This is a genomic window from Cytobacillus sp. FSL K6-0265, assembly GCF_038003465.1.
In the GTDB taxonomy this organism is placed as follows: domain Bacteria; phylum Bacillota; class Bacilli; order Bacillales; family Cytobacillaceae; genus Cytobacillus; species Cytobacillus stercorigallinarum.
Genome location: NZ_JBBOPE010000001.1, coordinates 236,571 through 259,575, shown reverse-complemented (window position 1 = coordinate 259,575; position 23,005 = coordinate 236,571). Strand labels below are relative to the sequence as shown.

At 37.3% G+C, this 23,005-nt stretch carries 21 protein-coding genes, 5 tRNA genes and 1 pseudogene; 5 read left to right on the top strand and 22 right to left on the bottom strand.

From position 1 onward, the window contains the following. The first annotated feature begins 231 nt into the window (after positions 1 to 231). Together MHH73_RS01345 and MHH73_RS01340 are read left to right on the top strand one after the other, a co-directional pair. On the top strand, positions 232 to 1,173 hold the full coding sequence (locus tag MHH73_RS01345) for an alpha/beta fold hydrolase (protein ID WP_341069603.1): 942 nt from the start codon (positions 232 to 234) through the stop codon (positions 1,171 to 1,173). Positions 1,174 to 1,186: 13 nt separating this feature from the next. After that, complete coding sequence (locus MHH73_RS01340) at positions 1,187 to 1,963, top strand: MerR family transcriptional regulator (RefSeq protein ID WP_191813924.1); 777 nt, start codon at positions 1,187 to 1,189, stop codon at positions 1,961 to 1,963. Between the two features lie 161 nt (positions 1,964 to 2,124). Here MHH73_RS01340 and MHH73_RS01335 read toward each other — a convergent pair whose 3' ends face one another. Then, positions 2,125 to 2,481: an MmcQ/YjbR family DNA-binding protein gene (locus tag MHH73_RS01335; RefSeq protein WP_341064125.1), complete on the bottom strand. Its 357-nt coding sequence runs from the start codon at positions 2,479 to 2,481 to the stop codon at positions 2,125 to 2,127. A gap of 134 nt (positions 2,482 to 2,615) precedes the next feature. Next, positions 2,616 to 3,470: an aldo/keto reductase gene (locus tag MHH73_RS01330; protein ID WP_341064124.1), complete on the bottom strand. Its 855-nt coding sequence runs from the start codon at positions 3,468 to 3,470 to the stop codon at positions 2,616 to 2,618. 947 nt (positions 3,471 to 4,417) lie between these two features. Between MHH73_RS01330 and MHH73_RS22435 the strand changes: the two are divergent. Continuing rightward, positions 4,418 to 4,567 (top strand): annotated as a pseudogene (locus tag MHH73_RS22435) (Tn3 family transposase); the annotation flags it as partial. Between the two features lie 119 nt (positions 4,568 to 4,686). Here the strand turns inward: MHH73_RS22435 and MHH73_RS01325 are convergent. The 7 genes from MHH73_RS01325 to MHH73_RS01295 all read right to left on the bottom strand — a co-directional run bounded on the left by MHH73_RS01325 (position 4,687) and on the right by MHH73_RS01295 (position 11,196). Further along, a complete protein-coding gene (locus tag MHH73_RS01325; RefSeq protein ID WP_341064123.1) occupies positions 4,687 to 5,469 on the bottom strand; it encodes a 2-keto-4-pentenoate hydratase in 783 nt (260 codons plus the stop codon). Positions 5,470 to 5,809: 340 nt separating this feature from the next. Beyond that, positions 5,810 to 6,715 carry a VOC family protein gene (locus tag MHH73_RS01320; protein ID WP_341064121.1) on the bottom strand — a complete coding sequence of 302 codons (906 nt, stop codon included), beginning with the start codon at positions 6,713 to 6,715 and terminating at the stop codon, positions 5,810 to 5,812. A gap of 20 nt (positions 6,716 to 6,735) precedes the next feature. After that, positions 6,736 to 7,215, bottom strand: a complete 480-nt coding sequence (locus MHH73_RS01315) for an aromatic-ring-hydroxylating dioxygenase subunit beta (RefSeq protein ID WP_341064120.1) — start codon at positions 7,213 to 7,215, stop codon at positions 6,736 to 6,738. Further along, entirely contained in the window at positions 7,212 to 8,477 is a 1,266-nt protein-coding gene (locus MHH73_RS01310) for an aromatic ring-hydroxylating oxygenase subunit alpha (protein ID WP_341064118.1), read from the bottom strand. The genes MHH73_RS01315 and MHH73_RS01310 overlap by 4 nt, the downstream gene beginning before the upstream one ends. 21 nt (positions 8,478 to 8,498) lie before the next feature. Beyond that, entirely contained in the window at positions 8,499 to 9,512 is a 1,014-nt protein-coding gene (locus MHH73_RS01305) for an amidohydrolase family protein (RefSeq protein WP_341064117.1), read from the bottom strand. 32 nt (positions 9,513 to 9,544) lie between these two features. Beyond that, positions 9,545 to 10,315, bottom strand: a complete 771-nt coding sequence (locus MHH73_RS01300; RefSeq protein ID WP_341064115.1) for an SDR family NAD(P)-dependent oxidoreductase — start codon at positions 10,313 to 10,315, stop codon at positions 9,545 to 9,547. A gap of 47 nt (positions 10,316 to 10,362) precedes the next feature. Further along, positions 10,363 to 11,196, bottom strand: coding sequence for an alpha/beta fold hydrolase (locus MHH73_RS01295; RefSeq protein WP_341064113.1), 834 nt, complete (start codon positions 11,194 to 11,196; stop codon positions 10,363 to 10,365). A gap of 285 nt (positions 11,197 to 11,481) precedes the next feature. Between MHH73_RS01295 and MHH73_RS01290 the strand changes: the two genes are divergently transcribed. Then, positions 11,482 to 12,354, top strand: a complete 873-nt coding sequence (locus MHH73_RS01290) for a LysR family transcriptional regulator (protein WP_341064111.1) — start codon at positions 11,482 to 11,484, stop codon at positions 12,352 to 12,354. Between the two features lie 417 nt (positions 12,355 to 12,771). On the opposite strand, the gene MHH73_RS01285 is transcribed toward MHH73_RS01290, so the two are convergent. The 7 genes from MHH73_RS01285 to sigW form a co-directional block, all read right to left on the bottom strand. After that, the gene (locus tag MHH73_RS01285; RefSeq protein ID WP_341064109.1) at positions 12,772 to 13,017 is read right to left on the bottom strand and encodes a hypothetical protein; all 246 of its coding nucleotides are present in this window, start codon (positions 13,015 to 13,017) and stop codon (positions 12,772 to 12,774) included. A 500-nt stretch (positions 13,018 to 13,517) separates the two neighbouring features. Then, the gene (glmS, locus tag MHH73_RS01280) at positions 13,518 to 15,317 is read right to left on the bottom strand and encodes a glutamine--fructose-6-phosphate transaminase (isomerizing) (RefSeq protein ID WP_341064108.1); all 1,800 of its coding nucleotides are present in this window, start codon (positions 15,315 to 15,317) and stop codon (positions 13,518 to 13,520) included. 486 nt (positions 15,318 to 15,803) lie between these two features. Beyond that, a complete protein-coding gene (gene glmM / locus MHH73_RS01275) occupies positions 15,804 to 17,150 on the bottom strand; it encodes a phosphoglucosamine mutase (protein WP_341064107.1) in 1,347 nt (448 codons plus the stop codon). Positions 17,151 to 17,186: 36 nt separating this feature from the next. Further along, a complete protein-coding gene (locus tag MHH73_RS01270) occupies positions 17,187 to 18,518 on the bottom strand; it encodes a CdaR family protein (protein ID WP_341064106.1) in 1,332 nt (443 codons plus the stop codon). Beyond that, the gene (cdaA, locus tag MHH73_RS01265) at positions 18,511 to 19,353 is read right to left on the bottom strand and encodes a diadenylate cyclase CdaA (protein ID WP_191813980.1); all 843 of its coding nucleotides are present in this window, start codon (positions 19,351 to 19,353) and stop codon (positions 18,511 to 18,513) included. Before cdaA ends, MHH73_RS01270 begins: the two co-directional genes overlap by 8 nt. Before the next feature lie 235 nt (positions 19,354 to 19,588). After that, complete coding sequence (locus tag MHH73_RS01260) at positions 19,589 to 20,218, bottom strand: zf-HC2 domain-containing protein (protein WP_191813982.1); 630 nt, start codon at positions 20,216 to 20,218, stop codon at positions 19,589 to 19,591. Positions 20,219 to 20,231: 13 nt separating this feature from the next. Next, the gene (gene sigW, locus MHH73_RS01255; protein WP_191813984.1) at positions 20,232 to 20,795 is read right to left on the bottom strand and encodes an RNA polymerase sigma factor SigW; all 564 of its coding nucleotides are present in this window, start codon (positions 20,793 to 20,795) and stop codon (positions 20,232 to 20,234) included. A 322-nt stretch (positions 20,796 to 21,117) separates the two neighbouring features. Between sigW and MHH73_RS01250 the strand changes: the two genes are divergently transcribed. Continuing rightward, positions 21,118 to 21,282, top strand: coding sequence for an aspartyl-phosphate phosphatase Spo0E family protein (locus MHH73_RS01250; RefSeq protein ID WP_095371073.1), 165 nt, complete (start codon positions 21,118 to 21,120; stop codon positions 21,280 to 21,282). Positions 21,283 to 21,306: 24 nt separating this feature from the next. On the opposite strand, the gene rocF is transcribed toward MHH73_RS01250, so the two are convergent. From rocF to MHH73_RS01220, 6 genes are all read right to left on the bottom strand, one after another. Next, complete coding sequence (gene rocF, locus MHH73_RS01245; protein ID WP_191813986.1) at positions 21,307 to 22,203, bottom strand: arginase; 897 nt, start codon at positions 22,201 to 22,203, stop codon at positions 21,307 to 21,309. Positions 22,204 to 22,496: 293 nt separating this feature from the next. Further along, positions 22,497 to 22,569, bottom strand: a tRNA-Lys gene (locus tag MHH73_RS01240). Positions 22,570 to 22,574: 5 nt separating this feature from the next. Further along, positions 22,575 to 22,649, bottom strand: a tRNA-Gln gene (locus MHH73_RS01235). 79 nt (positions 22,650 to 22,728) lie between these two features. After that, positions 22,729 to 22,812, bottom strand: a tRNA-Tyr gene (locus tag MHH73_RS01230). 18 nt (positions 22,813 to 22,830) lie between these two features. Continuing rightward, positions 22,831 to 22,906 (bottom strand) — tRNA-Thr (locus tag MHH73_RS01225). A 20-nt stretch (positions 22,907 to 22,926) separates the two neighbouring features. After that, positions 22,927 to 23,002 (bottom strand) — tRNA-Val (locus tag MHH73_RS01220). Positions 23,003 to 23,005: the final 3 nt, after the last annotated feature.

Below are 23,005 nucleotides of genomic sequence, written 5' to 3'. Positions count from 1 at the left end.
CTTGACTCGTTTCCGAAGGATTTATACTTACTTCTTTGTTAATAATGAACGCTAAATGTTTTTGGCCCATTGATTTTTCTTTTGAATCTTCATATTAAAAAGAAAGATGGTCACTTGCTTATAACGTTGCGTAATAGATTATGCTATAAGCAAATAAATCATGGAGTTGAGTTTATGAAAAGGAAACGAAGAATAACATTAGTAATCATAATAATAGGGATATTGTTTGTCATGTTGCTTGCTGTTGGATTATTTTTTCGTGATGACGGCACATTGGGAGGTTTTACATCTGAAGAAGGGGAAAAGGAGTTTATCCAAGCATACGATATTGCCATGGAGGATTTGCCTAAACCAAAGGAAGAATTTTGGGTAGACACTGTTTTTGGAAAGGTGAAGGTTTATAAATTTTTAGAAGAAGGAACGGAATCAAGAATTCCATTATTACTGTTACCAGGAAAGTCAGCCCCTACCCCAATGTGGGAACCAAATTTGAAAGATCTAATGAAGGATAGACCCGTATACACGATAGATTTACTAGGAGAACCAGGACTGAGTGTGCTCACAAAACGTTTGAAAACTGCTGCAGACCAAGCTGCTTATTTGAACAACGTAATTGAACAATTGCCAGAAGATACGGTTCATCTTGCAGGCTTATCATTTGGGGGATGGAATGTTGTAAATGTCACCTTATTTAATTCAACAAAAATTGCCTCTATCATATTAATAGATCCAGTATACGTTTTTGGGCCGATTCCTTTAAAGATGATATTTGCTTCTATACCGGCTTCTGTCTCAGCTGTACCAAAACCGATTCGGGAAAAGATGTTAAGTTATATTTCTGGCGGTGCAGAAACTGATGAAAATGAACCAATAGGTAAGCTGATTGAAACAAGTATGAGAACCTATAAAAGTAAACTCCCTTTACCTGAGAAAATAACAGAAGAACAATTGCAAGAATTAAAAATACCAGTATTAGGTATTATAGCTGAAGATTCAACGATGCATCATTCAAAGAAATCAATGGAAGTTGGAATAGAAAACTTGAAAAATCCATTAAGTCAAATGGTCATGTTTGCAAATGCCTCTCACGCTATTAATGGTGAATACCCAGATGAGCTAGCTCAGCATATCAACGATTTTTTAGGGAAAGTAGAAACAAATATAAGTGAATAAAGGAGCTCCAGATATGAAAAAGGAACGCTATTATGTAAGTGATATTTCTAACATATCAGGGTTAACTAAGCGCACCATTCAATACTATGATAATGAAGGAATCTTAAAACCTGCCGGTCGAGATGAACATAATCGACGCTATTATACAACAAAGGAATTGAGTATATTAGAACAAATTACTTTTTACCGTAATTTAGGTTTTTCTCTTAAACAGATAAAAGAAGAAATCAACTACAATGATCAAAAAGAAGCATTACTAAATATACTCACGAAACAAGAAACCCATTTATATTCACAGTTAGAAGAGATTCAGGGAAGAGTCGATGCGGTCTCCACTTCCAAAAGATTAATTGCAGAAGGATATACCCCTCCTTGGGAGCTTTTATCGAAAATTATGAAGGGGCTAAATAAAGTCGATATGTCTATTTGGAGTACCTACCCCTTCTCAGAAACTCAATTAACTATATTTGAAAGTATATTTGATTCTCAACAGCAAGTTTTCCAATTTTATCATACGTTTCGAAAACTTGCCATCAAGGCTGCTTCATATAAAGGGGCTGGGGTCCCTGTAAATTCAAAACTTGCCATTGAATTAGCTAAAGAATGGCTTAAAATGATTGAAAAAGTGACAAAAGGCAAACCAGAGATTTTAAACTCCTTTCTCCAAGTAGATGCGAATCGCGAAAGGTGGAATAAAGGGGAAAAAGACCTTCTCGAAGAAGCAGAGCCTTACTTGGAGGAACTTCTTAAATCATATATGAAAAACACCCCATTAGATAAAAATATCTAATGGGTGTTTATTTGATAGTTCAAACTGTAGCTTTGGAATTAAGTTTGATCATTTTTTGACTTTGATCTTCAACAAACGCCACGTTAACGGAACAACACAAAGGTTACACTTCATCAATTTTTCAACATTTATTAGGGATGATGAGCAAGAACAATCTTTTTTTACTTGGTTAAATTAAAGCTTTGCTCAATTAATTTATAAATTTCTCCTTTTGAATCGGTACGTTCTAAAACAAGTGAAACCCAATTTCCTTTATCCATATGATATCCATATAAAATGTTTTTTCCATTTCTTAAACTATCACTAATTTCGGGGGGACATTTTAAATTTAAAACATCAATTTTATCATTACCATCTAATCCTAATTTTTCTGAGGGAACATTCATGATTAAACCATACCATCTTCCGTTAGATTCATGTCTTAAAGCAGCATAGTCTGGAAATTTTTGAAATGGATAATCAGGCGATGTCCCGTAGTTTTCTTTGACATGCTTAAAGATATCTTCTCTTGTCAACATACTAGATAATCCCTCCAACCCTCCTATTATCTATAGTTCAAAAATATCTAATTCAGCGCTTCCAACCAAATATCATATCAAAACGATATTCATTTTTTGAACGAATACTACACGATGTTTATATATTGTCCTGCCTATACATATTCGTGATATTCATTCGGGTCCTGCCCTTCTACACGTCCGGCTTCTCCTTTATCCAATGAATCAATTCTTTCAATATCCTCAGGTGCTAATTCAAAGTTGGTACTATTGAAGTTATCTTTTTGATGCACGGGATTACTGGATTTTGGTATAGAAAATACGTCTGCTTGGTAATTCCAATTTAAAATAATCTGCGCCGGGCTTTTATCGTACTTATCCGCAATTTCTTTAATTGTGTTATTTTTTAGCACGTCATTCAGATAACCTCTACCAAAAGGGCTCCAAGATTCAGTAAGAATGCCCCGTTTTTTATTTTCTTCTACCATACGATTATTATTAAAATACGGATGACGCTCCACCTGGTTTGTAGCAGGTGTCACACCTGTTGCCTCGATAATGTCGTCCAGATGATCTGGTTCAAAGTTTGAAACGCCAATGGTTCTGATTAACCCTTGTTTTTGAGCATCCACTAAAGCCTTCCAAGCTTCTACATACTTGCCGTCCTTAGGGTTCGGCCAATGAATTAAATACTTGTCAAAATATTTTAATCCAGTGCGGCGTAGAGATTCTTGAATAAAGATAAATGCCTTGTCATATTCATGGTAAGCACCGGGCAATTTCGTACTAATCAAAATTTCTTCTCTGGGCAGTGCGGACCGACGCACAGCTTCACCGACAATCCCTTCATTGTCGTAGTTTGTTGACGTATCGATTAAGCGATATCCTATATTGAAGGCGTTTAAAATTTCAAACGTACCCTGATCTCCGTTAATACCGATCGTGCCTAATCCCACAAAAGGAAGTTCTGTACCATCATTTAGAGTAAAACCATTATTATTTAAAGTCAAAACCTCATCTCCTTTTAAAAATTTTGCAATGTAAGTTGAGATTGGAAATAGCTATTTCCATGATGTCCATAATTACAATACCCGATTTAAAAAATCCTACACCAACCGGAATTGATAGTTATGCCTTTGTTACTTTCTTGGTTTCTCACTAAATCCCCTCCATCCTTCCTCCTCCAACGGTCCATCCCCTCTTTTACGCCTGAAGGCAATGTTATTAAGTTCGTACACAAAAGCCCATTTTCGACCTCTTTTTTTACGTTCAGTATTGTATATAATATTTCGACAATATTAAATAGATGTTCTCTGAATGGGTAAGAAATAGGAAAAAAAACATGAGCAATGAGAATAAAAAATATCTTTCCCAACACTCTTATTCTTCTATCCCGTTTTCTTACGAACTGTATAGAAACAATATGACAAACAAACGAATACACTTAACTCTTAACAGACAAGGTTTTTGGGGGAATATTGGCCAAAGAAAAGGACTGAACCCTATTGGATCCAGCCCGCATATCCAAAGGGGCAAAGATTCGCATCTTTTTTATAAACGTCGCGACTTTATTTTAAATCTACAAATTCTGTGAGTTTAAAATAAAGTTTGATCAAAATAAGCATTTAAAACTCGATATAGCGAAAAGCAAAGAGCCTGATTTTGAAAAAAAGATTAATCAAAACAGGCTTTCAAAATATTTCTTTCCGGTGATTTTTTATAAAAAAGATTGATCATTTTCTACTTGTGTTATTCCGTTAAAGCGCCCGATTGCGGAGAAAAAAAGGTTACTTTTCTTTATCAATACAATCCGTACAAAAAATTTCACTTTCTTTTTTTAAGTAGGCTTTAATCTCAACCATAATCGTATCCTTCGTAGCCTTCATCTTCGCATATATTTCTTCTCCATCTTGTATTTCTCGATTGTAATTAGAGCAAAATAGCGTGCGTTTAAACAGGAAAAGGTGGAGAAATTTCAACCAATAGAATAGAAGACCAGGAGGTCGCCGTTCTTTCTCTGCATCTATTGCAAAATTGTCTAGTGTATATTAATACCCTCATGATTCAATCTGTTTTATCAGAAAAGAAATGGCTGGATATGATGGAGAGAATTCCAATCCATGAAAGGCAATCAGAAAAAGAAAACACTTTGCATATTTAACTTTATTCCTTATCGCTGGTACTACCCCTATTTAGTTTTCATAGAACTTTTGACACTACCATCTGTTAATCTACAAAGCGGACACTAACCACGCCAATTTGAGCGAATTTTGCTAAGAACACATCTCCAGATATCGCTTCAATTGCTGCCGAAAGAGCACCTGATAGAATAACTTCTCCTTCTTTTAAAGTGATATCGTATTCGAATAATTTATTTGCCAACCAAGCTACACAAATAGCCGGATTTCCTAGAGCAGCAGCCCCTGCCCCTGTATTTGCAATTTCGCCATTTTTATATAAAGCCATGCCCATTAGTTCAAGATCTACCTCTTCCACTTTTGTAGGGGTTCCGCCTAACACATATAATCCCGATGATGCATTATCAGCAATCGTATCTGCCAGTTGTATCTGCCAGTTCTTAATTCGGCTATCTACAATTTCAAGAGCCGGCATGATATAATCTGTTGCTGCTATCACATCTTCTGCAGTTACATTTGGTCCTTTTAAATCTTTTTTTAATATAAAAGCGATTTCTGCTTCAACTTTTGGCTGAAGCCGTCTTGTACAGGAGATTTCCCCATTATTTTCAATAACCATCGAATTAAGCAAATGCCCATAATCCGGTTCGTCGACTCCCAGCAGTTCTTGCATAGCCTTAGAAGTAAGTCCAATTTTTTTACCAATAACCTTTTCTCCATTATTTACTTTCCTATGAATGTTTTCTAATTGTATGGAGTATGCCTCATTAATAGTTATCTGAGGATTGATCTCTGTAAGAGGTTCTATTCCAATTCGAGTTGATTCCGCTTCTGCCAGTTTTTCTGCAAAATTATAAGTTTTAGCAGTCAAAAAATTTCTCCCTTCATATTTAAATCTACACTTTTTCCTTGTACGAATAATGACTAAGCTTTTTATCACCGTATTTTTGGATTTCAAGAAATAGGCCTAGTTGGAAATCAGCGGATTGAGAACAAAATTTACATTTCCTCCGTACAGCAGCTTTCTGGACATGAGGCCGAGAAAAGTTTTTTAATCCATATTTAACATGACCTTTGCATACGAAAAGCAAATCTTTCACTCCTTCACTCCTTCACTGACGTTATTATGAAGTACATCTAGAAAAAATTCATGCCTCCTAATTAGGAAGCATGGATTTTTAAAAGTCATAAATCTATCTGAATTTATCAATTTACTTTAAAACATTATCAACTTGTTCTTCTATTTTTCCTTTTGAAGCAAATTGGGGACTTGGTTTTCCTCCCCATCTGTCAAGCGTATATGGACCTGGTTCAAGTATGCGTGCATCCCTTGCATTTCCTTCTGGAAATTCCTCCATTCCAAAACTGTATTCCAATGTCATTCCGTCTGGATCTAGGAAGTAGAAGAAAATACTTTCAGAAGGTTCGTGACGGCCAGGACCAAAAGCAATTGGAACATCTCCATTCAATATACGATTCCTTGAGATGCCAATATCATCAATATCTTCTACCATGAAATTTACATGATGCAGTTTATTTTCATTGCTTTTTATTAATGCAAAAGAATGGTGATAAGGATTTGGGAAACAACGCATCCATGCATTTTCACCTAAATGGTCTGAAACAACAAAGTTTAATTTTTCTACAAAGAATTTCAATGTACTTTCAACGTCAACCACATTTAAAACTACATGCCCTAAACGCTGAATTTTTGTATGAGTGGGAACAAAATCTTTAATCATATGCATCATTTTGCTGTAAAACTCTAATTCGATCCCTGTGTTCGGCTCAATAATTCGAAAAGATCTACCTTGTTTTAGTTCCTCTATTTCAATGGAAGATACTTCTCGAGGATTCAAACCGTTTTTCACAAACTCGTTATAAGCAATCTCTAATTGAGTATCATTTTCTAACTGGAACCCAACTCTTTTAATTCCAGGATCTGAAGATGGATACAAAATAATATTATGATGGTCGTTGCTGCATCGTAAGAAAGAAAGGCCTTTTTCATTAGACTCAACATGCTGGAGACCTACAGTCTCTTGATAAAATTTTGTCGACTTTTGAATATCACTAACATTTAAAGCTACGTAACCTATTTTTTTATATCTAAACATTTTTCCATCCTCCTTAAGGTTTATAAAATAATGCTAACTTTCCCATGGGGGCGCAAACTATCAAGTTTAAGTATGACCTTTTTTTCCTTGATCTTTAATTCCCCTTCTTCAAACACAAGTGTATATTCTGAAACACCAACAAAGCAGTCAAGAATTTCACGTTTTGTCCTATAAGTTGAGAAGTTACATATTACTTTTAATTGATTAGCATTCTGTTCTTTTATTCTCACATTATGGATATTTCTTAATGTTGTTGAGTGAGGATATTCAACGTGTGCCTCTCTTTTTAATAGTCTCTTAGCCCTTTGGACTAATCGGGCTCGATCATCATGGACATAGAATAAAGACTTGTTGGCATTTGCTCCAGGACTTCCGATAGGCGGAATTAAATAGACACCTTCTGAAGAAAACAAAGAGGTCCATTCCTCAAGTTTCCATTCATCAAGAAGTTCAGCTTCATGGAATAAAAAGTCCTCAATTTCTTCCCGTGTTAATTTCATACTTTAACCTCCTTCGCTTCTTCTACCATTACTTCATTCCATCTGCGCCAGAACGCACGCATTTGTTCCTCGTCATTGGATAACGGTTGCTCTCTATTCATTCCTTTTGAAATGTCATTCCATTCTACTTCTTTATTATTGAGGAATCCTTCTTGGCAAAGCTCAAGCGCTTCATTATCATCAGGTGTTGCAAAACCACCCGGTCCAAGGAATTCAAGGAAGTTATCATTTCTTCTCTGCCTGAATGCCTCACTTTCATCCTTACGTGCCAATGCATAACCGGTAACTTCCATATAATCTGGCGAAATGGGGTAGAACGTTCTGATTGTAACTGCCATAATGTCATTAATAATCAAGTTGGGGAAGATTAATAGATTACGGTTATAGCTGGAGATTCTTTCTGCCCTCTCTGCCCCAAACCTTGTAATTAACGTATTTTTTACCTTTTCTATTTCTGTTTTACCTTCTTCACCCCATGCTGGGATCCAGCGTGCCACTGGCCTTCCCCAAGGAGCTGTATACTCAACGACGGCATGCCCATTCCCCAGATCCTTACCTACACCTAGGAGATCATCTTTTGACAATTCTCCACCGCGAGTTGCGACAATATCAAAATACGTTTTATGTGTTGGCATGCCATGATACGAATCCACACTGTTCTCCGCTAATAGTTTCCAATTGGCCCGAACACTGTATTCTTGAGGATCATCTAAAACTTCCATTCCCACATCTGACTGATCAGCGATAAGGTCAATATACTCTTTCGCATTTCCTAAATACTCTTCTAAAGTGATGGCGTTTTCATCAAAGTTAATAAAAACTAACCCACGATATTCCTCCAGGCGTAAGACCTCTTTAAGGTTTTTGGAACCATCACAATTAAAATCATCCGGAAACCCGTCTCTTCCTGGCATTCCGACTAATTCCCCATGATTATTAAAGCTCCAAGCATGGTAGAAACAGCGGAACACCTTTGAATTCCCTTTATTTTCTCTGCAAACCAAGGCCCCTCGATGTGGACAAGAATTATAAAGAGCTCTGATTCTCCCATCTCTTCCCCGTGTAAATAATAGATTTCTCCCCCCTACCTTTTTCCTTTTATAATCACCATTTTTCGGCAATTCGGATTCATGTCCAATGTAAAGCCAGCATTTGCTGAAGATTTCTTTACGCTCGGATTCTAAGATTTCTTGATCACTAAAAACCTTTCTATTTACGGAAAATTCAGACTTTTGTTTATTCTCAAGTACATAGCGTTTCATTAAAGTTCCCCCTTGCACTTTTTATATTAAATTAAGGTAATTAACTTCAAACAACTGAAAAGCATTCTTATATCTAATCGCATCTATCATTTCTTGGCTTATTTCCATTTGCTCTAACCAATGGCCAGGAAATTTCTCTCTAATGACAAAAGGATAATCTGAGCCAATCAATAATTGGTTTGCCCCTACTGTATCGATTAAATAGTTTAAGGTTTTCACATCATAAACCAAAGTGTCATAATACAACATCTTCGCATATTCACTAGGACGCTTGGGAATTATTCTTCTAATTTCATCCATTGTTTTCCAACCGTGATCTAATCTGGGTAACGTGGTTGAAAAATTACCTCCTCCATGGCTGAGAATGATTTTTAGGTTTGGGAATTTTTCTAATAATCCACTTGTTATCAATGATGTAGCTGCTAGGGCATTTTCAGCAGGAAATCCAACCAAAGCAGATAAAGATGGCGGACCAATGATCCTATCATTGCCAATTGGATGAAGAGGATGGATATAAATCGCTATCCCCTCTGCCTCTGCTTCAGCAAAAAAAGGAGTAAAAAAGGGATCCCCAATCGACCTTCCGTTTATGTTAGTTCCTACTTCGACACCTTTTAACCCGAATTCATATCTGAGGTTCTTAATTTCTTTTGCCGCAAGCTCAGGATCCTGCATTGGTAGCATTCCTAAACCCAAAAATCGATCAGGATTAGATTGAATGAACTCAGATAATTGGCTGTTTAAATAGCGGGAAAAATCCAATGTATCTTCCGCCTTAAACCAATATGAAAGCAGTTCAGGCATAGGTGATAACACTTGCATTTTAACCCCTTCTTGTTCCATATCACTTAATCTGCGCTGCGGACTCCAGCATTGATTTGAAATGGTTCTAAAATTCTTCCCTGAGATCATCACATGCTTATGGTTTGCTTTCCCGCAAACACATTTTGTAGCTGGCCATTTTTCACCACCCAGCCGATCAGCCATCGACGGCAATTGTTCTGGAACAAAATGAGTATGAACATCTACTATCAATGAAGTTGTCACTTCCCTTTTCTAAACAAGTTTTACAGCATAGTACTTCCGCCATTCACACTAATGACTTGCCCAGTAATAAATTTTGCTTTATCAGTTGCTAGAAACCATACAGCGTCTGCAATTTCTTCTTCATACGCTCCTCTTCCCTTGGGAATAATTCCAATATATTTTTCTGCTAATTTAGGGTCCTTTTTTCTTACATTCTCTAGAGGTTCTGATTCAACAGCAGGAGGAGCGATTGTATTTACGGTAATATCATATTTTGCAAATTCTCTTGCCAACCCTGTAGTCAAGGCATGTACCCCACCCTTTGCTGCGTTGTAAGCCGCATGGTCCCATAAGCCATTTCGTACAGAATCAGCTCCAATATTGATAATTCTTCCGTAGTTTTGTTTTAACATATAAGGTAGGACTTTATGTGATGGCCAAATTGCCGTCCACAAATTACGATCAATAGTCGTGTTAAGTGTTTCTGCCGTGTGTTCTAAGAATGGAAGAATCACTCCTCCGCCTGCATTATTTACGAGAATATCAATTCTATCCCAGTTTTCTATTGTTTTCTCTACCATTTTTTCAACATTTTCTTCTTTCGAAAGGTCGCCTGCATAGTAATCTACTTGAGACCCAAATTCTTGACGGACTTCATGAGCCGCATTCTTTGTACTATCTTCTTCTGTTCCCGTTACCATTACATGAACACCTTCTCTTGAAAGCATAAGAGCAATAGCTTTGCCGATTCCTCGGGAAGACCCCGTAACGATTGCAACTTTCCCTTCCAAAGATCGATTATTTTTTGTCATTAAAAACCACCTCTTTCCCACCTTTTCATTAAATATTTTTTATATTTCTATTGATGAACAGTCTCCTTACTTAGGAGGAAATTCTCACATAGCTGAGCAAACTCATTTTTTTTCTCAATTTGGGTCCAATGACCACAGTTTGAAAAAACGTGCAGCTCTGAGTTTGGTAATAGCTCTAAGAACTTTAAACTTGTTTCCTTGAAAGGAACAACAATGTCATCCTTACCATGAATTAATAACACTGGATGTTTGATTTGTTTAATCTCCTTCTCTGGCAAGGCTAATGCATCTAATTTAGGCTGACGTGGCTCCGCAAACATTTTTGAAAATGCTTCCTGAAGGCCAGGCTGCACACTAGCTTTATAACGGAGCTCTGCTAATTCATCTGTTGCAAATTCTTGGTTATAAGCGAAGATTTCTAAAAGTCTTTTCATATTTGCAATACTTGGCTCATAACCCCAAACCTTATCTAAACCATATGTAACCGGGAATTTAATGCCTGCTGCCCCCATTAAAACCATTTTCCCAACTAATTCCGGCCTTTTTTTAGCTATATGAAGAGCTAATGCTCCTCCAAGAGAGTTTCCAATAATATGGACCTTCCCTTTACCGATCTTCTCTATGAAATTAATTAAATGCTCGGTCCAGATTTCAACTCCGTATTCAATATTTTCTGGTCTATCTGTATAACCAAACCCAACAATATCTGGTGCAAAAACATGGAAATGATTTGATAGCCTAGGTATGATTAATCTCCAGTTTGCCCAGGCAGATACTCCAGGTCCTGACCCATGAATTAATAGTACAGGTTCACCTTGACCAGCCTCGTGATAGTGAGTAGAGATTCCGTTTATATTTAAATACTTTGAATTTTGATCCATTACGAACACTCCTCCTAAAAAGAATATTATTGACAACTATCACACTTAACCTAAGAAATGAAAGGGGTTTCAAAAACTAACAAAATTAAAAATTTTTCTGGTATTCTATTAATAGATTCAAGGAAAGTAAGAACAAAAATTTAAAAAATATTTCGATACTTTTATAATAATTCTATACACAAGATATTTCTAATCGAAAAAACCTTATATTTTAATTAGTTTTCAAAAAATTTTCTATATTTAAAAAAGTAATAAACAATGAAAAATTATTAGGAGTGATGTTTTTTGGACACGAATCAGTTAGAAACCTTTATCACAATTATCCAATATAAAAATTTTTCCAAAGCAGCAGATGTTTTAAATGTTACTCAGCCAACAGTAACGGCTAGAATAAAAAAATTAGAAGAAGAGTTGTGTTGCACATTATTTGAAGGGAAAAATGCAACACTTACAAAAGAAGGTGAAATATTTATAGAGTATGCCACTAGTATACTCACCTATATGAAGCATTCTAAAGAAGCCACCAGTACATCTAACTATCCTAAAATCAGAGTTGGTTTTGCTCCCGGCTTTTCGTATTCTTTTATTTCAGAGTTAATCTCATCTATTATTTCTATTGATAATTTAGATGTTTCTATATTTGAAGGAGAAGACTCAAGCAGATTAAATGATCAAATGTTGTCAGGAAAATTTGATCTGGTCTTCACCAGAAACTTTTTTACAAACAAATCGAACTTCATCTTTGAGCACCTATTTGATGATAAATTAGTACTGATATGCGGGGAAAACCACCGGTTAGTGGATAAAGATATTATTCTTCCTTCTGATTTGCAAGGGGAAACGCTGATATGCTATCAGCGCCATACACCTCTTTGGACTGCCATTGAACAACAACTTGTAGGTATTTTAAATATTAAACGAATTGAAGTGGGAAACAACGAAATGTTGAAAACAGTAGTTGGAAGTGGAATAGGAGTGGGAATCACTCCAACCCTTGGCATAGACCAAGTTGAAAATAGTAAAATAAGAGTAAAACCTATTCATGGTATTGAAAATATTCCAAATAAAGTTTATGTACAATACAGAAAAAATTCGCTTATCGAACAGCCAGTAAAAAAAATGATTTATTCCATTATTAATCATGAAATCGATAAATAGAGTAACTTTCATTTAACCTAAATGGAGTAAGAGGGGATGATGAACCCCGACCATGATTAAGACTTTATTGAAATTATTCAAACCTAACTGATTGGGTATAAAAAAGTATTAGGGGAATATCGGTATAGGTATTGCAGGCCTACGTAACTGTAAAGTAAGTGATCCAGATGTAATTGATGATATAGTATAAAACGTATTAGAAAAAGGTGTAGAGGAACAAGAATATTCTAAAGGATTACAGCAGAAGCAGTAATAAACATACCACGCAGAGAATAATCAATAGGTTCGAAATAATAAGCCAATATATAAAGTCGGTCCATTATAGGATTAGCCTTTTGATTTTGCTCTAAAGTTATCCTTATTTACTTATGGTCTAGTTCACACCTTAAGGCTAACTCTGATCCTTTATCTACAGTATTAGTGATAAAACGTAGATATGAATTTTATCTTTGTGTACATGTATCTATAGTAAGTGTTTAAGGACTTGACTTGGAGCCTCTGTGGGCATGATTGGTCTTGAAAAGCTGAAGCAGTTGTTTCTGTAGGGTGCCAGCCTATCATCCCCGCCCCTCCAAGTAAAGTCCTATCATTGTTAACGTTGAAAACTATAAATACTTGTATGCCCCTGTTACTTTCTTCTTCCCTATCCATCTCCCCCTTCATCCCTTATCCCCCAACACTTCATCCCCTCTTCTATACCTAAAGGCATGTTATTAAGTTCTTCCCCAAAACCTTCATTTTCGCCCTCTTTTTTACGTTCTGGATCGCATCGAATATTCCGACAATTTTAAATAGATGTTCCCTGAACGGGAACAGAAATAAGAAAAAAACATGAAAAAAGAGCCTGAAAAAACCATTTTCCTCAGCACTCTCTTTCTTCTTTCCCGTGTTCTTTCCAACTGTATAGAAAAACAACTGAACACGCTATTGGACAAGGGATTGGAGAGGTATTGAGCAAGAGGAAAAGACTGAACCCGTATTGGATTCAGCCTGGATTCGTATTGATTTTACGATTGATTATTAATTGAAAGCATATTGTTTCGCCTGCTCTTATTTCGTCACTCTTCCTTCCGCTCCCGATACCAACTTTTTAGCAGTAGGTACCGACTTTTTAGCGTGAGGAAGTGGAAAGTAACAGGGACATACCAAATTCCCTAAACCTCTTACTCCACAGTAACCGACTTAGCCAAGTTCCTCGGTTTATCTACATCACAGTCACGGTGCAGAGCAGCGTAATAAGAAATCAACTGCAATGGAATAACTGAAACAAGTGGTGAGAGCATTTCGTGTACTTCTGGAAGGACGAATGTGTCACCGTCTTGGTCTAGGCCTTTCATTGAGATGATGCATGGGTTAGCGCCACGAGCGACGACTTCTTTGACGTTGCCGCGGATGCTTAGGTTTACGCCTTCTTGGGTTGCTAGGGCGATGATTGGTGTACCGTCTTCGATCAGAGCAATGGTACCATGTTTAAGTTCTCCTCCAGCAAAGCCTTCTGCTTGGATGTAAGAGATTTCTTTTAGTTTTAATGCGCCTTCAAGGCCTACGTAGTAATCAATGCTACGGCCGATAAAGAAGGCATTTCTGGTTGTTGATAGGAAGCTACGTGAGATGTCTTCGAATGTTTCTTTTGAATCACATAAAGTTTCCATCGCGCTTGCAACAATACCTAGTTCTTTTACAAGGTTAAATTCTAATTTACGACCTTTAGCAATCGCTGTGACCTCTGCTAAGATCGCTAATACCGCTACTTGGGCAGTGTATGCCTTTGTAGAAGCGACAGCAATTTCTGGTCCAGCATGTAATAAGAGCGTGTAGTCTGCTTCACGGGATAAGGTTGAGCCAGGGACATTTGTAATCGTTAATGCCGGGTAGCCCATTTCTTTTACACTAACTAATACTGCACGGCTATCAGCTGTTTCACCGCTTTGTGAAATAAAGATGAATAACGGCTTTTCTGATAGCAACGGTGTGTTATAAACAAATTCACTTGAGATATGCACTTCAACAGGAACTTTCGCTACTTTTTCAATATATTGCTTACCTACTAATCCAGCATGGTAAGACGTACCGGCAGCGATAATGTAGATACGATCCGCACTGTTCATAGCGTTAAGAATCTCGCCATCAATCGCTAGCTCTCCTTGGTCATTCTGGTATTTTTGAATGATCTTGCGAAGAACAAGTGGTTGCTCATCGATTTCTTTTAGCATGTAGTGAGGGTATGTTCCTTTTTCAATATCGCTTGCATCAAGTTCTGCTGTATAAGGGGCACGTTCAATTGTTTCCCCTTTAAGGTTCTTAATCGTTACACCGTCTTTTGTGACCATGACCATTTCTTTATCCATTAGTTCTACATATTGATCTGTAATTTGGATCATCGCCATCGCATCAGATGCCACGACATTGAATGCCTCTCCTAAACCGACTAATAATGGACTTTTGTTTTTCGCTACATAGATCGTGCTTCTATCTTCATTATCAACAAGTGCAAGTGCATAAGAGCCTTTAAGCTGTTTCAATGTTTTGCGGAAAGCTTCTTCAGTGCTTAATTCTTTCGCAAATTGATCAATCATTTGTACGATAACTTCAGTGTCTGTTTCACTTTTCAACTCTACACCTTGTAAGAATTCACGCTTCATCTGTTCATAGTTTTCAATTACACCGTTATGAACAAGTGTGTAACGACCTGAATTACTTTGATGAGGGTGTGCATTTTCTTGACTAGGTACACCATGAGTAGCCCAACGGGTGTGACCGATTCCTGTATTCGCTAAAACTTTTTCGTCTACAATCGCACGAAGGTCAGCAATTCTACCTTTTTCTTTAAAAACTTGCACGCCAGCCTCATTAACTACTGCAATACCTGCAGAATCATAGCCTCTATATTCTAGCTTTTCTAAGCCTTTTAATAAAATTTCCTTCGAATCTTGGTTACCAATATATCCAACAATACCGCACATACTTCTTCCTCCTAATGTAGAAGGGGCAAGAAGCCTTTAAGGGCGTACTTGCCCCTTATCTCCGTATTTTTTCAATGTGAAAGTAAGGCATGACATAGATGCCTTTCCTTTCTATATTTATGGCATTCATCTCTCTTTGTCCATTAGGTTACCCTAATGATTTAAAGACATGATTACGGTTGTGCTTTTCAACCGGGAGGTACCCGCCGATGCTTCGATAAACCTCCTCCTCGTCAACTAACCTTCCATATCCGTTCAAAGATTAGCCCGGGCGCTTTAATTATGAAATTGTTCTTCTAAACCACCTTTCTTTTTTATATACAAAAACATGATAAGCATAACCGATACGCTGTTGAAAGTCAACGAATAACCATCAATTAAAAGGTATTTATTACTATAAATGGAAGTTTACCATGCTTTTTTCATACATAAATAAAATATGCATAAGAAAACGGAAGCGTTCCCTTATGCATCATTATTACACGCTTATTTCAGACCCATTTCTTCTTCTACAACAGCAGCAATACGGTTGACATATGCTTCACATGCCTCTTCTGTAGCTGCTTCTGCCATGACGCGAACAAGCGGTTCTGTTCCTGAAGGGCGGACAAGAATACGTCCATCTCCATTCATTTCTTTTTCAACTTCACTTATAACAGCTTTCACCTTTTCATTATCTGTTACATGATGTTTATCCGTTACTCTTATATTGACGAGCTTTTGTGGAAACTTCTGCATTTCTTTGGCAAGCTCGGAAAGTGATTTGTTTGTTACTTTCATAATGTTCACTAGTTGTAATCCTGAAAGTAGCCCGTCACCTGTCGTGATATGATCAAGGAAGATAATATGGCCGGATTGTTCGCCACCTAAACTATAACCATTCTTCTTCATTTCTTCTACAACATAGCGGTCACCGACTGCCGTCTGCACACTTTTCATCTCATTTGCCTCTAATCCCTTATAGAAACCGAGGTTGCTCATTACTGTAGAAACAACGGTATCCTCTATAAGCCTACCTTGTTCTTTCAAGTACTTCGCACAAATGAACATGATTTGGTCACCGTCAACAATTTGCCCTTTTTCATCGATGGCTATTAAGCGATCACCATCACCATCAAAGGCAAGTCCTACATCCGCTCCTCTTTCTTTCACAAAAGCAGCTAAGGCTTCTGGATGTGTAGAGCCAACTTCCTCGTTGATATTTAAACCGTTTGGTGAAGCGCCCATCATCGATAAATCGGCATCCAAGTCAGCAAATAAATGATTCGCTAGGAAAGAAGTGGCTCCATGTGCACAATCTAAAGCAATATGAATGCCAGAAAAATCATCATCAACAGATTGCTTTAAGTATTGCAGATATTTCTGTCCGCCTTCAAAGTAATCATTCACTTGTCCAAGATCACCACCAACTGGTCGTGGTAGGGAATCATTCTCCTTGTCCATTAGTTCTTCGATTTCATTTTCCTGTGCATCTGAAAGCTTGAAGCCATCTGGACCAAAAAACTTAATTCCATTATCCGCAACAGGATTATGGGAAGCAGATATCATTACGCCCGCTTCTGCATCTAATGCTTTCGTTAAATAGGCCACACCTGGTGTAGAAATAACGCCGAGTCGCATCACCTCTGCACCGATTGAAAGAAGGCCTGATACTAATGCATTCTCAAGCATATGTCCTGAGATTCTTGTATCTCTCCCAATTAAAACTTTTGGTCGTTCTTGATCTTTTGTTAATACATACCCACCAAATCTTCCTAGTTTAAAGGCTAACTCTGGCGTTAACTCACTATTTGCCACTCCGCGTACGCCATCCGTACCAAAATATTTTCCCATTATTAAATCGCTCCTTCACTTTCCTCTGCTGTTCATCTATTCTTTTTCTGTAATATTGATTGTTGCTGTCTCACTCTCAAGTTGGGACTCCACACCAGGTGGTGCGTCTAATTGAATATTCACCTCATGTTCTCCAGGATCAAGGCCAGATACATCTATAGATAGAGTAAAATCACTTTTACTTAAACTATTCATATCCTTTTCATTACCAGAAACCTTCAAGCTTGTCTCACCTTCATCAGGACTTTGAAAGGTCATTTCATATTGATCGTCTAAGCCTGTGATTGTAATTGGCATGCCCGAATACGTACGATTCACTGTTTGTTCATCCGCGGTTTGTTCCTGCTCATTTTCTTGTTCTTGTACTTGTGGTTCTTCTTCTTCACTACTATCTTCTGATGACTCTTGTTCTGTAACAGTCACATTGGCATCAACCGTCACTTCTTTAGGATCGACACTAGTAATTCCATCAGAGATGATCACAGGTAATTTTAATTCCTGATCTTTATCGAGTTTGCTTAAATCAACCTCTACCCTAACCGTTTTGACCTCACTTAGAACATTTTCTGGAGCAAATATGGTTGCTTCTGTTTGGCTGAGCTTAAGAGAATCTAACTCAACTCCAGAAGGAAGGCTCCCGGTTTCAACAATATCGATGGGCACCGTCTTACTTAAACGTTTCACATCGACCGAGACCTCCACCTCACCTGGGCTAACATCTACATCTAATTTATTCATATTACGGTCGAGCACATTAATCGCAGCTGTTTCTGTAAATGATTCCGTAATAGAACCTTTCGTATTAACAGTTGCTTTCACATAAGCAATCGATTCAATCACATTTTTGGCACCTGTTATTTTGACTGTATTTGGTTCAGCAAGTGCCGCTTCGGCCTTGTAACCTTCTTCAAGTAAACTATTGTTAAATTCTGCTTCCACATTGAACTCTTCTGTTACTTTTTCATCAATTGTTACATCTACAGTAGAAGGATCAATGATATATTCAAGCTTATCGGATAGATCTTTGATCCCTACCTCTACTTCTTGTCGACCAATCTCTGCATCTGATAAGTCAACAAACACTTCAAAGTTCCGCTGTGCCTTCGCATTTTCCAAATGACTCCTTGGGCCATCTAAGGTAACAGCCACTGTTTCAGGAAGACCGGTAACAACAAGATTATCTGTATCATAGTAAGCTGTAAGCGGGACGTTTTCTATGACAGCTGAGCCATCATCCCCAGGTACATTGATACTTCTATTTTCATTATTCGTATCATAAACCGAATCAAACAGGAGCAGAGCAATTAATAAAGCCACTACCTTCATAAACCATCTGGTATCAATGAGCTTATCAATATATTTATCCATTTTTCTTTCCCCTCCAGTTCCAAAGAGTGGAAGAAGATTGTTTTGATTTAGCTGAGTGAATAAGCTCTTCATTTAAAAGTTCTTTGAGCTGATCGAGTTTCAAATCGCGTGTAAGTTCACCATTTTTCGCTACAGATATCCCACCTGTCTCTTCAGACACAATAATGGTGATACTATCTGTTACCTCACTAATCCCCATCGCCGCTCGATGTCTCGTACCTAACTCTTTGGAGATAAAAGGACTTTCTGATAACGGCAAGTAACATGCGGCCGCTGCAATTTGACTTTTCTGTATAATAACGGCGCCATCATGTAATGGTGTATTGGGAATAAAGATATTAATAAGTAATTCTGATGATATTTTGGAATGCAATGGAATACCAGTTTCAATATAGTCACCCATACCAGTTTCACGTTCAATCGAAATTAACGCACCAATTCTCCGCTTAGCCATATAATCAACAGACTTAACAATTGCAGTAACTAATTGATCTTGATCCATCTCTTCTTGGTTGCCACTTCTAACGAAGAATTTACCCCTACCAAGCTGCTCTAATGCACGACGCAACTCTGGTTGGAAGATAATTATAATGGCTAGTACCCCCCATAAGAGAACTTGTTCCATCATCCATCCTAATGTTTGCAATTGTAGGATATCACTTAAAACCTTTACAATCAGAATAATAAAGATCCCTTTGACTAATTGGACGGCTTTCGTCCCTTTAACAATCATAATTAATTTATATATAACGAACCAGACAAGGAGAATGTCTACTGTATTCGCTAAAAGCCTTAATAAAGGTAAATCTGTGAAAGATAAATCTAAAAGCGACATTTTCCTTCCTCCAAGTATTTATTTCCACCATTAAAATAGTCGTTTAACCTACTTATTATACCATATTTCTACTGGAATCCAATTTTCTAGGTATGTATACAATCGTTAACGTTATTAAAATATATCCTACATTTTTATTACTACATATGCAAAGATTAAGCGATTTATTAACAAATTATTACATATTTATACTTCTTTGAACAAAGGAAAAGGCCACCGCATCTTAGCAGTGACCTTATTTTTCTTTATTCTCTTGTGTAACAGTCGAGATTAAACTTTTACTTGTATTTTTAATGTGATACCATAACCATTCAAAAAGCTGATCCACTTCTTTAATTTCCCCAGTTACTTTACCAGCAGAGGCTAAATATTGCTCACCATTAATGACCGTTGCATCCCCTTCAACTTCACCGTTTATCTGCAAGTTTCCATTCTTAACGACAACATCGCCCTTGACCACTTCTCCTTCTGGGACAATGACTGTTTCGTTCTCAATCACTAGATTAGGTTGCTTGGAGACAGACAATGCATTTTCTTGATTCCAGGCAGATAGAACACTACCAGACATTAAGATGAGAAAGAGGGATGCTGCAGCAAGCATCGGGTGCTTCCTAAGCCATCTTTGTGCACCTACTTTTTTCTTTTCTTTAGGCAGTCTCGCCATCACATTTTCAGTAAAACCTGCAGGCGCTTGGAAATGTGATGTACTCTGTACAAAGGCAATCGCTCGTTTTAGTTCATGAAAATGCGTGCGGCATTCTTCACATTGCTCTATATGTGTTTTGAGTATTTGTTTATGCTCATCTGTTATTTCTTCATCTAAATATTCATGCATATATTCAATAATTTCTTCATTACATTTCACTGAAATCACCTTCTTATACGTAGCGTAATTGCTTTCTTAAAGCTTCTCTTCCCCTATGAATCCTCGTTTTCACAGTACCTAATGGTAAATCTAAGGTCTCACTGATTTCATTCAAGGACAGTTCCTCAATGTACTTAAGCACGATGACCGATCGATATTTTTCCGGTAGCTTCGAAATTTCCATTTGGATGGTTTCCTGTAACTCCATTTTTTCTACATCTTCTTCAGGTAGTTTCGTATTCGCAGGAATCTGTGAATACATATTTAAACCGTCTGTTCCTGCTACTTCCGCGTCCAAATAATAGTCAGGCTTTTTCTTCCTGATCCGGTCGATACATAGGTTTGTTGCAATGCGATATAACCAAGTTGAGAATTTTAAGTTCGTATTGAAGCTTTGTATATTTACATATGCTCGTAAGAAAGCTTCTTGTGCAATATCTTCAGACTCATGTTGATTACCCAACATTCGATAACAGATATGATATACTCTGTCTTTGTATATTTCTACTATTTCAGCGTAAGCATCTTGATCTCCTTTTAATACTTGTTTAATTCTTTTCTTCACCAACAATTCCATCTATTTACCCCCGCTCTATGCGGCTTATCGATAATCATTTACGAATCGATAGCAAAAAGGTTTCACATATTTTTTATTTGGTTCCTTTTCCTCCATAAGTACTTCAGTTATATAAGAGTTATCACATAATATTTTAACAAATTTTAACTAAAGTAGTTTAATTAATTTTCATACTGGGTATAAAGGATTTAAAACCAGTGTGTTGACGAAGGAAAAAAGACCTTCCCTTCAATATTTTTGCTCCAACGAACAAGAGACCATACATTTAAAAATTGTCTACGTGCTGGCATAAAATTTTTCAAATGGAAAGGACAATGATCTCATGTATACGGAGGAACTATTAAAAGATATTGAAATCCACAGAGCTAAAATGGTTGAACTTGCTTCTATTTCTTCATTTTCAAACCACCAAGTTCTTAAAGCGAGCATTGAATTGGACAACCTAATTAATAGATACTATACATTAACATTAAAAAAAGAAGCTTGAGCATCGACTCAAGCTTCTTTCACTTTATAGTAATTTTTCTCCGAATAGCGAGCCCATTAAAGCCACCGCTGCATCAGCTGTTTTATTTCTTTCATCTAATATCGGATTAACCTCAACAAATTCGGCCGAAGTAATCAATTGTGATTCAGCTAATATCTCCATTGCCAGATGGCTCTCACGATAACTAATTCCCCCCATAACCGGTGTACCCACACCAGGTGCATCAGATGGATCAAGACCATCTAAATCTAGCGAAAGATGAACACCATCTGTTCGGTCTTGTAAATAACTAATCGTCTCTTCCATTACCCTCGGCATGCCTAAACGATCAATCTCATGCATCGTAAAGACTTTTATTCCTTTAGCTTTAATCAAATCTCTTTCTCCTTCGTCTAAAGACCTTGCTCCGATAATTACAACATTTTCTGGCTTTAACTTCCTATGGACGCCGCCCACTTCTAATAACAACGGATGTCCATGTCCTAAAGCAACTGCTAAGGACATACCATGAATATTACCGGAAGGAGAAGTTTCTGCTGTATTTAAATCCCCGTGTGCGTCGTACCAAATGACACCTAAGTTGTGATAATGCTGCAATAAACCAGCTAATGTACCAATAGCAATACTATGATCCCCTCCTAAAACAAGAGGAAATGCTCCTTTTTCTACTACCCCATCAACTTGATCTGCTAAGATTTTAGTTTTCGCTGCAATTAAGTCCAAGTTTCTTAAACCTGTATCCTTATCTATTTGTTCAGTCGACCTACCTATTTCAATATCCCCTAAATCATCAACTTGGTGATTAAGTTGTTGTAATCTATTTTCAATGCCCGCATATCGGATGGCACTTGGCCCCATGTCTACCCCTCTTCTTAATTGTCCCAAGTCCATCGGCATACCAATAATCGAAATTTTTTTCATATAGTTGCTCCCCCTACCCAGAATAAATTCTAATTCTATTGTAAACGGTTACATTCTGGTGGTTCAACTGTGCAAAATTTTGTATATCTATACAAAAAAAGGACATTTATTAAAGCGCTAGGGGCAATTATAAAATCACCAAAAATAGCTGCGTTTCTTCTGCATGCCTAGGAAGTCTGTTAAAAGGATGGAAAAAAGAGAGGCCGATTCCGATCTTTGTGAAAATCTTTGTAATTGGGAAAAATGTAAAACAACAAATAAAAATCCTTAAACATAAATGTTTAAGGATTTAGTGAGCCATGAAGGACTCGAACCTTCGACCCTCTGATTAAAAGTCAGATGCTCTACCAACTGAGCTAATGGCTCGAAAATGGCTGGGCTAGCAGGGATCGAACCTGCGAATGACGGAATCAAAATCCGTTGCCTTACCGCTTGGCTATAGCCCATCGTATGTAAAAAAACAAAATAAAAAGGACTAATTATATTATGTCCGCTTTTTGGATTTTCATTCAAATAAAATTGAAATGGTGGAGGGGGGCAGATTCGAACTGCCGAACCCGAAGGAGCGGATTTACAGTCCGCCGCGTTTAGCCACTTCGCTACCCCTCCGACATAAATATATTAAAATGGTGCCGGCCAGAGGACTTGAACCCCCAACCTACTGATTACAAGTCAGTTGCTCTACCAATTGAGCTAGGCCGGCCCATCTATAGTAATTTTAAATGGTGGAGGATGACGGGATCGAACCGCCGACCCTCTGCTTGTAAGGCAGATGCTCTCCCAGCTGAGCTAATCCTCCAAA

Coding starts and splice junctions, on each gene's coding strand:
- MHH73_RS01285 (WP_341064109.1), bottom strand. CDS start 13,017: ATGAAGGGGGAGATGGATAGGGAAGAAGAAAGTAACAGGGGCATACAA.
- MHH73_RS01295 (WP_341064113.1), bottom strand. CDS start 11,196: ATGGATCAAAATTCAAAGTATTTAAATATAAACGGAATCTCTACTCAC.
- MHH73_RS01310 (WP_341064118.1), bottom strand. CDS start 8,477: ATGAAACGCTATGTACTTGAGAATAAACAAAAGTCTGAATTTTCCGTA.
- MHH73_RS01345 (WP_341069603.1), top strand. CDS start 232: ATGTTGCTTGCTGTTGGATTATTTTTTCGTGATGACGGCACATTGGGA.
- rocF (WP_191813986.1), bottom strand. CDS start 22,203: ATGAAAAAAATTTCGATTATTGGTATGCCGATGGACTTGGGACAATTA.
- MHH73_RS01315 (WP_341064120.1), bottom strand. CDS start 7,215: ATGAAATTAACACGGGAAGAAATTGAGGACTTTTTATTCCATGAAGCT.
- MHH73_RS01300 (WP_341064115.1), bottom strand. CDS start 10,315: ATGACAAAAAATAATCGATCTTTGGAAGGGAAAGTTGCAATCGTTACG.
- MHH73_RS01250 (WP_095371073.1), top strand. CDS start 21,118: ATGTATACGGAGGAACTATTAAAAGATATTGAAATCCACAGAGCTAAA.
- MHH73_RS01320 (WP_341064121.1), bottom strand. CDS start 6,715: ATGTTTAGATATAAAAAAATAGGTTACGTAGCTTTAAATGTTAGTGAT.
- MHH73_RS01270 (WP_341064106.1), bottom strand. CDS start 18,518: ATGGATAAATATATTGATAAGCTCATTGATACCAGATGGTTTATGAAG.
- MHH73_RS01335 (WP_341064125.1), bottom strand. CDS start 2,481: ATGTTGACAAGAGAAGATATCTTTAAGCATGTCAAAGAAAACTACGGG.
- glmM (WP_341064107.1), bottom strand. CDS start 17,150: ATGGGAAAATATTTTGGTACGGATGGCGTACGCGGAGTGGCAAATAGT.
- cdaA (WP_191813980.1), bottom strand. CDS start 19,353: ATGTCGCTTTTAGATTTATCTTTCACAGATTTACCTTTATTAAGGCTT.
- MHH73_RS01340 (WP_191813924.1), top strand. CDS start 1,187: ATGAAAAAGGAACGCTATTATGTAAGTGATATTTCTAACATATCAGGG.
- sigW (WP_191813984.1), bottom strand. CDS start 20,795: ATGGAATTGTTGGTGAAGAAAAGAATTAAACAAGTATTAAAAGGAGAT.
- glmS (WP_341064108.1), bottom strand. CDS start 15,317: ATGTGCGGTATTGTTGGATATATTGGTAACCAAGATTCGAAGGAAATT.